Source organism: Nocardioides pelophilus, assembly GCF_014180685.1.
Lineage (GTDB): Bacteria > Actinomycetota > Actinomycetes > Propionibacteriales > Nocardioidaceae > Nocardioides > Nocardioides pelophilus.
The window spans coordinates 1-9,667 of record NZ_JACEHF010000158.1; the positions used below are offsets into that span (position 1 = coordinate 1).

At 71.7% G+C, this 9,667-nt stretch carries 8 protein-coding genes; 2 read left to right on the top strand and 6 right to left on the bottom strand.

Going from position 1 to position 9,667, the window contains the following annotated elements; all coding sequences use genetic code 11:
• On the bottom strand, nt 1-601 hold a 601-nt coding region (locus tag H0488_RS18975; RefSeq protein ID WP_312856434.1), incomplete at its 3' end, for an FUSC family protein.
• Nucleotides 602-754: 153 nt separating this feature from the next.
• On the opposite strand from H0488_RS18975, the gene H0488_RS18980 reads away from it, so the two are divergent.
• Nucleotides 755-1,897 (top strand): glutamate--cysteine ligase, encoded by a 1,143-nt coding sequence (locus H0488_RS18980; protein ID WP_312856435.1) that lies wholly within the window; start codon nt 755-757, stop codon nt 1,895-1,897.
• Between the two features lie 18 nt (nt 1,898-1,915).
• Here the strand turns inward: H0488_RS18980 and H0488_RS18985 are convergent, their stop codons facing one another.
• From H0488_RS18985 to H0488_RS25140, 5 genes are all read right to left on the bottom strand, one after another.
• Nucleotides 1,916-3,169 carry an FG-GAP-like repeat-containing protein gene (locus H0488_RS18985; protein WP_312856436.1) on the bottom strand — a complete coding sequence of 418 codons (1,254 nt, stop codon included), beginning with the start codon at nt 3,167-3,169 and terminating at the stop codon, nt 1,916-1,918.
• Between the two features lie 211 nt (nt 3,170-3,380).
• Nucleotides 3,381-4,538: a DNA polymerase IV gene (locus H0488_RS18990; RefSeq protein ID WP_183100802.1), complete on the bottom strand. Its 1,158-nt coding sequence runs from the start codon at nt 4,536-4,538 to the stop codon at nt 3,381-3,383.
• 377 nt (nt 4,539-4,915) lie between these two features.
• Nucleotides 4,916-5,278: a hypothetical protein gene (locus tag H0488_RS18995; protein ID WP_220794786.1), complete on the bottom strand. Its 363-nt coding sequence runs from the start codon at nt 5,276-5,278 to the stop codon at nt 4,916-4,918.
• A 142-nt stretch (nt 5,279-5,420) separates the two neighbouring features.
• Entirely contained in the window at nt 5,421-6,596 is a 1,176-nt protein-coding gene (locus H0488_RS19000) for an FG-GAP repeat domain-containing protein (RefSeq protein WP_183100803.1), read from the bottom strand.
• Between the two features lie 178 nt (nt 6,597-6,774).
• Nucleotides 6,775-8,106 carry an FG-GAP repeat domain-containing protein gene (locus H0488_RS25140; RefSeq protein ID WP_183100804.1) on the bottom strand — a complete coding sequence of 444 codons (1,332 nt, stop codon included), beginning with the start codon at nt 8,104-8,106 and terminating at the stop codon, nt 6,775-6,777.
• A gap of 142 nt (nt 8,107-8,248) precedes the next feature.
• Here H0488_RS25140 and H0488_RS19010 point away from each other — a divergent pair.
• On the top strand, nt 8,249-9,667 hold a 1,419-nt coding region (locus H0488_RS19010; protein ID WP_183100805.1), incomplete at its 3' end, for a WS/DGAT/MGAT family O-acyltransferase.

Genomic DNA, 9,667 nt, shown 5'->3' on the forward strand with positions numbered 1-9,667 from the left:
CCGGCCCGCCGTCGACCATCACGTGACTGGCCGCGCGCAGCAGCTCCGCGATCTTGCGCGCCACCGCGGCGGCCTGCTCGCGCGGCTTCCGCAGCGGCGCGGCCGGCACGATCGTCGCCGCGACCAGGGCGACCCCACCTCCGATGAGGGCGTCGGTCCACCGGGTCAGCGCGGCATCCGGGTCGGGCAGGAGGGTGACGACGACGATCGACTGCACCGCGGCCTGGGTGACGAAGAGGATGCCGGCGTCGAGGAGCAGCGCGGTCGACATCGCGAGCCCGACCACCAGCGCGAGCTGCCACGCGCCTGCCCCGATCCAGACCACCAGGACGTCGGCGACCAGCACCCCGATCGCGACGCCGAGGGTGACCTCGACGACCCGGCGCAACCGTTGACCGTACGACGTACCGAGCGACACGACCGCCGCGATCGGCGCGAAGAACGGGGAGTCGTGACCGAGCACGTCGGCTGCCAGCCACCACGCCACGCCTGCCGCGACCGAGCACTGTACGACCGTGAAGAGCGTGCCCCGCCAGCGCTGCACCCGCCCGCGGACCGACAGTCGGCTGCGCTCCCACATCCGATCGAGGGGCACCTCCACGGGGTGATCGTGCCATGTGCGCGATGTGTCCGTTTCCCAAGGGATGCAGACGAATGACCACTTCCCACGACGAATTGGGCTTGGGAACCGCCCGTTCGTCTACATCCCTTGATGAACGGACACGCCCGCGCCCATGTGTGGAACGCTGAGCCCGTGCGGATCGACTTCCATGGTTCCCCGAAGCCGACGCTCGGCGTGGAGTGGGAGTTCGCGCTGGTCGACCGCCGCACCCGCGACCTGCGCAACGACGCGGCCCACCTGTTCGCGCGGGCCAAGGCGCGGATGCCCGATCCCGGTCGGCTGCACAAAGAGCTGCTGCGCAACACCGTCGAGGTGGTGACCGGGATCTGCGACACCGTCCCGGAGGCGATGGCCGACCTGCGCCGTACGCTCGAGCACGTCGTGCCGGCCTGCGACGAGCTCGACCTCGACCTGTTCGGCGGTGGCACCCATCCGTTCGCTTCCTGGACCGGTCAGCAGCTGACCGAGGGCCACCGCTACGAAGAGCTCATCAACCGGACCCAGTGGTGGGGTCGGCAGATGCTGATCTGGGGTGTGCACGTCCACGTCGGGATGCCGAAGCAGGAGCGGGTGATGCCGGTCCTGTCGGCCCTCCTCAACTGGTATCCCCACCTCCAGGCGCTCTCCGCCTCCTCCCCCATCTGGGCGGGCGTCGACACCGGCTACGCCTCCAACCGGGCGCTGATGTTCCAGCAGCTCCCGACAGCCGGCCTGCCGTTCCAGTTCGAGCGATGGGAGGAGTACGAGGCGTTCGTGCACGACCAGAAGGTCACCGGCGTGATCGAGGAGCTCAGCGAGATCCGATGGGACGTGCGGCCGGCCGTTTCCCACGGCACCCTCGAGAACCGGATCTGCGACGGCGTCTCCACCTTCGCCGAGATGTCAGCCCTGGTGGCGCTGATGCACTGCCTGGTCGTGTGGCTCGATGAGCGCTGCGCCGCCGGGGAGAAGCTGCCGACGATGCCGCCGTGGCACGTGCAGGAGAACAAGTGGCGGGCCGCAAGGTACGGCGTCGACGCCATCGTCATCCTCGACGCCCAGTCCAACGAGCGGCTGGTCACCGAGGACCTCGCCGACCTCGTGGTGAAGCTCGAGCCGGTCGCGGAGCGGCTCGGGTGCTCCGCCGAGCTCGCCTCGGTGCTCGAGATCCCCACGCGCGGGGCGTCGTACCAGCGCCAGCGTGCGGTCGCCGAGCGGACCGACGGCGACCTGGTCGCGGTCGTCGACTCGGTGGTCCAGGAGCTGCGCCGGTCGCTGGTCGACGGGCGCGGGTGAGCCCGACAGCCGGCCCGCCTACTCGAAGACGGCTCCGGTGACCGGGTCGGCGCTGCACGAGTCGAGCTCGCCGCAGTCCGACGCGTCGGCCCACTTCTCGGGCTCACCGAAGCCGGCGCCGTCGGAGCGCACCACCCAGACGCCCTGGTAGTAGAGGTCGGCCCGGTCGTCGTGGGCGAGCACGACCAGGTCGTCGGTGCCGTCGCCGTCGACATCGGCGACGCTGACCGCCTCGATGCCGAGATCGGAGGTGCCCTCCTGCGTCGAGGCGGCCTCGAGCGCCGGTCCGAGGTCCACAGCCCAGTCGGGAGCGTCGGACAGCCCGCTGCCGTCGTGCTCGAGCATCCGGATCGAGGTGCCGTAGGTGACGACGGCGACCATCGGCGTGCCGTCGCCGGAGAAGTCACCACCCACCACGTCGCGCAGGTCGTCGCTGTCGATCTCCGACGTCGGCCCAGCGGCGAAGGCGCTGCCGTCGGAGGTCAGCACCACGCCCGCGTAGTCACCGAACCAGGCGCCGGACTCGCAGTTGTCGGCATCGAGCGGCCCGGCAGGGACCACGCCGATGAGGTCGTCGTCGCCGTCGTCGTCGACGTCCGCGGGCGACAGCTGGGTCTCGGTGGTGAGCGTGTCGGTCAGGACCACCCAGGTCGCCGGTTCCTCGAAGCCGCTGCCGGTGCCGCGCAGCACCCTCACCGTCACCTCGCACGCCGCCGTCTCGGTGGAGACCGCCACGTCCGGCCGGCCGTCGCCGTCGAAGTCGCCGGCGATCGCGAGGACGTGCTTGTCGGCGTCCGGGTTGATGGGCAGATCGACTGCCGTGTCCTCGAGTCCGTCGCCGGACAAGGTGAACGAGAGCGAGTCGCCGTTGTCCACCGGCTCCCGGATCGCGAGCACGCTCGGCTCACCGTCACCGTCCCAGTCGGCGAACGCCTGACCCGAGCCGGGGACCCACTCCTCGGCCTCACTGGTCGACTCGAAGCCGGAGCCGGCGCTGGTGAAGGTCCACCGCTCGAAGGTCTCGCCGTAGTTCTCCGACAGCACGAACTGCGCATCACCGAGACCGTCGCCGTCGCGGTCACCGGTCACCCGATCGACGGCGACCGGCGGTTGCGCAGGCTCGCCCTCGTCCCCGCCCTCGGCCTCGGCGGCGTCGTCACCCGTGTCGTCCTTCCCCGCCTCCCGCGACGACGACTCGTCGTCCCAGGGCGCGACCAGGACCAGGGTCACCACTCCCGCGGCGACCACCGCCAGCACCACGCCCAGCACCACCCACAGCAACGACCTCGACCTCCCGGCCCGGGCCGGGGGCGGCAGTGGGGGCAGCGCACCAGCGGGTGGCGTGCCTGGGGGCGGAGGCGGAGGCGGGGGAGAACCGGCGTGAGACATGCCCGCGAGGGTCGCACGGCACATCGGCTCCGCGTGTGAACTTCGCCGAAACTCATCCCCGGGTACGACGCCCGCTCATCCCTACAGCGGATCGTCACCCGGAGCCCTCGGCTGGTTCGACCATCTCGAGACGGACGCCGAGCAGTCGGACCGGACGGTCCTTCTCGACCCGGTCGAGCAGCGCGACCGCCTCCGCAGCGAGCACGTCGGGGTCACTCGTCGCCTCCGGGAGCTTGTGGCTCCGGGTCAGCGTGATGAAGGGGCGGTAGCGGAGCTTGAGCTCCACCCGGACGGCCGGCCGGCCCTCGGCCTCGATGTCGGCGACGACCCGGCGCGCGATCCGGTCGACCGCACGCTCGACGTCGGCCCAGTCGTCGAGATCGACCTGGAAGGTCTCCTCCCGACCGTGGCCGCGCGCGACGTACGGCGTCGCGTCGACCTCGCTCGAGGCCACTCCCCTGCCGAGCCGGCGCAGCCAGGGGCCGGTCGTGGGCCCGAGGCTCCCGGCGAGCACCTCCGGATCGGCGCGGGCGAGGTCCTCGACCGTGACGATCCCGAGCGTGGCCAGTCGGTCGGCCGTCTTCTTCCCGATGCCCCAGAGCGCGGCGGTGGGACGGGCGCCCATCTCGGCATACCAGCTCTCGTCGCTGATGACGTAGGTCCCTCGTCCGCGTTCCTGCCCGCCCGGCCCGGCCTCCTCGCCGATGCCCGCGCCGGCCTCGCGGGCCAGCGCGCCCTCGACGCGCTGCTTCGCGAAGCCGGTGGCGAGCTTGGCCTGGAGCTTGTTGTCGCCGATACCGACCGCGCTGGTCAGCCGGGTCCGTTCGACCACCGCCGCACGGATCCGCTCCGCGAACGCGACGGGTGAGCCGAGCTCGCCGTGGCCCGGGCCAGCGCCGACGAACGCCTCGTCCCAGCCCAGCACCTCGACCAGGACCGGCACTCCTCCCCATTCCAGGCCACGGAGCACGTCCATCACCTCCGCCGAGGCGGCGTCGTAGGCGGCGCCGTCGACCGGCAGGAACACAGCGTCGACGTCCGCTGCGCGCAGCTTGCGCGCCGCCACCCGCAGCGGCATGCCGGAACCGACGCCGAAGCGGCGAGCCTCGTAGGACGCCGTCGACACCACGCCGCGCTCGGTCGGGTCTCCCCGCCCGCCCACCACCACCGGCAGTCCGGCGAGCTCTGGCCGGCGCAGCACCTCGACCGCAGCGATGAACTGGTCGAGGTCGACGTGCAGCACCCAGGCCATGGGGCGATGGTGCCAGGACGAGCCGACGGGGGTCTCGTGACGGTCGCTGCGCGACCTCCCCGACCAACGGGGGCGCTGCGCGACCTCCTCGACCAACGGAGGAGCAGCGCGACGCCGACCGGGGGTCTCGTGACGGTCGCTGCGCGACCTCCTCGACCAACGGCGAAGCAGCGCGACGCCGACGGTGGGGCTCGTGACGGTCGCTGCGCGACCTCCTCGACCAACGGGGGCGCTGCGCGACCTCCTCGACCAACGGAGAAGCAGCGCGACGCCGACCGGGGGTCTCGTGACGGTCGCTGCGCGACCTCCTCGACCAACGGGGCGCTGCGCGACCTCCTCGACCAACGGACAAGCTGCGCGACCTCCTCGACCAGCGACTAGAGCAGGGAGCGGTAGTAGCGGGTGGTCTCCTGGAAGCCGGCGAGGGCGTGGAACCAGGTGCGGGTGCTGACCCGGCACCGGATGCGCTGCACACGGCGGTCGTACTCGTTGCACTCGGCGAGGGTCTCTGAGTCGGTCGGCGGGAACTCCCAGGAGCCGTCGTAGTGCTGCACGCCGAAGCCGTTGGCCGCGTCGCCCTCGACGTGGACGATCGTGTCGGCGGGTGGGACGTAGGGGTCGATCAGGGTCGCCGGCGGGTCCGCGGCCGCGGAGACGGCCAGACCGCCGATGGCCAGTCCGCCGACGGCCAGACAGGCCAGCAGGACAGCAGCGGTGCGCCGGAGAAGGGTGTCGATCATCGTGTGCTCCCGAGGGTCACGCGCCGGTGGGTTCCGGCGTCGCGACGGACGTTAGGAGCGTCGTCCGACCCGGGCGCGAGGTGCGGAGGGCGGCTGTGGACCACCGGCCGTGCCCGGCCGCCTGTGGACGGTTCGCGGCCCGCTACCGCGCGGCGAAGAAGTCGATGTCGCAGTAGTCGCCCGAGCAGGCGGGCAGGTCCGCCCACTTGACCGGGGCGTCCATGCCGCCCTCGGCGTCCGCGGTCACGACCCAGGCGCCGAAGGAGCGGTAGGTGTCGATGTCGACGCTGGTGAAGACCAGGTCGTCGAGTCGATCACCGTCGACGTCGATGGCCACGACGGAGTCCAGCGCCCCGTCCCCGGCCACCGCGTAGGACACCTGCTCACCCGTCGGCCGGAGGGTCGTGCCGTCGTACTCGTAGGAGACGAGGCTGTCGCTGTAGTAGTCGTCCGCGACCAGCGTGTCGGTGCCGTCGCCGTCGAAGTCGCCGACGGCGTACTCCTGGTCGAAGACCTCCACGTCGATCCCGACGACCCCTCCGCGCTGGAACGACCCGTTGCTCGCGATCAGCGGCTCGACGCCGTAGTCGCCGTACCAGTAGTAGGAGTCGAAGTCGCCGCTCACGAGCGGCTCGTCCGGCACGATCGCCATCGCGTCGTCGATGCCGTCGCCGTTGTAGTCGCCGACGATCAGCTCGGTCGAGCCGTACGTCGCGTTCGGGAGCGCTGCCCACTTCTCCGGCGGCTCGAACCCGTCGCCGTTGTTGCGCAGCACCCACACCGCCACCTGGCTGCGGTGCTGCTGGCCGTACGCCGCGATGTCGGTGAGCCCGTCACCGTCGAAGTCGCCGAACGCGGCCTTGACCGCCTCCAGCTTGAACCAGACATCGAAGTCCTGCGTGATCGCGGCGACCTCGCTGTCCTCGATCTTGAACTGCAGGGTGCCGCCCGTGGCGACCCAGCCACCGATGTCGTTGGCGCCGTCGCCGTCGAAGTCACCGACGGCCAGCTGCTCCTCCTGCAGGACCGGCACCTGCTCCACCGTGAACGAGCCGTCCGCGTTGGTGAGGGTCAGCCGGCTCTCGGTCTCGTCGTAGAACCGCCCGACGACGTCACCGCGGCCGTCGCCGTCGAGGTCGCCGGTCACCGGCTCCTCGGGCGCCGGGGAATCCGTCGGGTCCGTCGGCTCGGACGTCGGGTCGCCGCCCGCCTGCTTCGACGGGTCGTCGTCGGACCACGGCGCGACGACCACCAGGGTCACCACGACCGCGGTGACCACGACCACCGCGACGACGGAGAGCGCCACCCAGAGCCACACCGGGCTCCCCTTCTGCCGCCCCGGCGGCGAGTACCCCGGAGGGGGCGAGGACGGTGGGGGGCCGCTCGGACGCCGGTCGGCCGTCCAGGCGAAGCCGTCCCAGCGCCGCTCCCACCCTGGTCCGTCCGGATACCAACCTGGTGGCGCTCCCGAGCGTCCGTCACCGATCGTCATGGGGTCAGTATCCGTTCTGGAAGTAGAGGGTGCAGCGGCGGCCCGGGCACCTCGGCGTCGCGGCCCAGGCGGAGCTCGGTTTCACGGAGGTTCCGGTGGACCGCAGCACCCGGAACCCGTCGTACCCCCGACCGCCGGCGACCGACGTCGTGTAGACGACGTCGTCGGTGCCGTCTCCGTCGACGTCGCTGACCACGGCATCGACCACGTTCGAGCCGGCGCCGCCGACGTTCCGGTCCCAGCGGGGATCGCGCAGCACCAGGCCTCCGGCGACGCGCAGCACCTCGACCCTGACGCCGTTGCGGCCCGGACCGACCAGCATCAGCAGCGGGGTCCCGTCGCCGGTGAAGTCGCCGACGACCGTGTCGGACACGTCGATGAAGGCGGACGGACGCTGGACCGGTCCGGCCAAGAACCTGCTGCCCGTCGACTTCAGCCGCGCGAGCCCGAACCTGAGGTCCGAGAGCCGGGTCGCGTCCCGCGGCAACCGGTCCATCGGCACCCGGGCCACGACGTCGGTGCGACCGTCGTTCGTGACGTCGGCGGCGAGCACCGTGGTGAGGGCGTACGTCGTGTTCGGCAACCGCAGCCACACGGCCGGCTCGTCGAACCCGGCGCCGTTGTTGCGGATCATCCACACCGTGACCTGACGCGGGCTCGTGGCGCCGTAGGCGACCAGGTCGATCGCGCCGTCACCGTCGAAGTCGCCGGTCTTGACGGTGACGTACGGCTGCCGCTCGTCGAGCGGGAGCCGCAGGTCGAGCTCGCGGAAGTCCATGTCCTCCGAGGTGAGGACCAGGGTGCCCCCGAGCACGAACGCCCACGAGACCTGGTCGAGCGCCCCGTCGCCGTCGAAGTCCGCCCAGGTGCGGTCGTCGTACGTCGTCGCCGCCTCGCGGGCGACCTCGAAGGACCTCCCGGTGCTGGTCAGCACCAGCCGTTCGATGCGGTCGCCGGACCCGACGACCGCGGCCGCGTCGCCGAGGCCGTCGCCGTCGAGGTCGGCGGTGACCGGTGTCGCCGGCGCCTGCGGCGCGGGCGGCTGGGTCGGCGGCACCGTAGACGGCTGCGTCGGCGGCACCGTGGACGGCAGGGTCGGCGGCAGCGGCGGAACGACATCGGACGGCTCCGCCTGGTTCCGCTGGTCCGGCTCGTCGGTCCGAGCGGTCCCGGCGGCCTCCTCGCTCTCGTCCTCCCACGGCTGCACCACCGCGAGGGCGCCGGCTCCTCCCACGATGAGCACGACGAGCACGGCCAGCGTCACCCAGAGCCAGATCAGGCTCCGCGTCACCGGCGGGGAGTACGGCGCCGGCGGGGGCGGAGGCTCGTTGCTCACGGGCGGCATCCTTCCACCCGCCGGCCGGTTCGAACCCACTCCGGCACCGGCCCGCGCGCACGCCGTCGGCGCGCCCCTTGTGGCGACCGTCGCAGCGCGGGAGGATCGGCCGCCAGACGAAAGGTGCTCTCCCGTGGTCACTATGCCCAAGCCCCGCCCGATCGATCCGCCGTCGGCGGCGTTCCTGCTCGCGGAGAGCAAGAACCAGCCGATGCACGTCGGTGGGCTGCAGCTCTACGAGAAGCCCGACGACGCGGGGTCGGACTTCGTGCGCGAGCTCTTCGAGCTCGCGACCTCGAGCGGCGACGAGGTCATGCCTCTGTTCCTCAAGCACCCCTACCGCTCGGTCAAGACGGCCGGACAGCTCTTCTGGCGGGAGGACCAGCAGTTCGACATCGAGCACCACGTCCGGCACAACGCACTGCCGACCCCCGGCCGGATCCGCGAGCTCCTCGAGCTGTGCTCCCGGCTCCACAGCACCCGACTCGACTGGGAGCGGCCGCTGTGGGAGGCCCACCTGATCGAGGGCCTGGCCGACGGCCGGGTCGCGATGTACACCAAGATCCACCACGGCCTGGTCGACGGCATCTCGGCGATGCGGCTGATGCAGAGCACCCTGTCGACCGACCCCGACGAGCGAGACATGGCCGCCCCGTGGGCGAAGCGGGCGATCCGCACCCGCACCAAGACCGAGCCGAAGGGCGACCCGGAGGCGTCGATGACCGACGCGGCCCGCACCCTCGCCAGCCTCCCCGCGGACGCGCTGCGCACCGCTCTCGGGGTCACCGCCGAGGCGGCCGGCATGCCCGGTGCCCTGGTCAAGACGCTGTCCAAGGGGATGCGCAACGAGACGTCCACGATGTCGCTCCACACGCCGCGCACGATGTTCAACCGGAACATCACGGGCGCCCGCAGGTTCGCGGCGCAGGACTGGCCGGTCGAGCGGATCCGGGCGGTCGGCAAGGCGACCGGATCGACGATCAACGACGTGGTGCTGGCGATGTGCGGCGGCGCGATCCGGACCTACCTCATCGAGCACGACGCGCTTCCCGACGCCCCCCTGATCGCGATGGTCCCCATCGGGCTCAAGGCCAAGGAGTCGCACCTGCCCTCGGCCGAGGGCGGCAACGCGGTGGGCGCGGTGATGGCTCGGCTCGGCACCGATCAGGCCGACCCCGCGGACCGGCTCAAGGCGGTCCAGAAGTCGATGAAGGACGGCAAGGACGCGCTCAAGTCGCTGACGCCGGTGCAGATCCTCGCGATGAGCGCGATCGGCCAGGCTCCGGCGATCCTCGGCCCGGCGCTCAAGATGCAGGGGATCATCCGGTCGCCGTACAACCTGATCATCAGCAACGTCCCCGGCCCCCGCACGACCCACTACTGGAACGGCGCCAAGCTGGTCGGCAACTACCCCCTGTCGATCCCGATCAACGGGATGGCGCTCAACATCACCTGCACGTCGTACGACGGCAACATGGGCTTCGGCCTCACCGGCTGCCGTCGTACCGTCCCCCACCTGCAGCGGCTGCTGGCCTTCCTCGACGGCGAGCTCGCCGCCCTC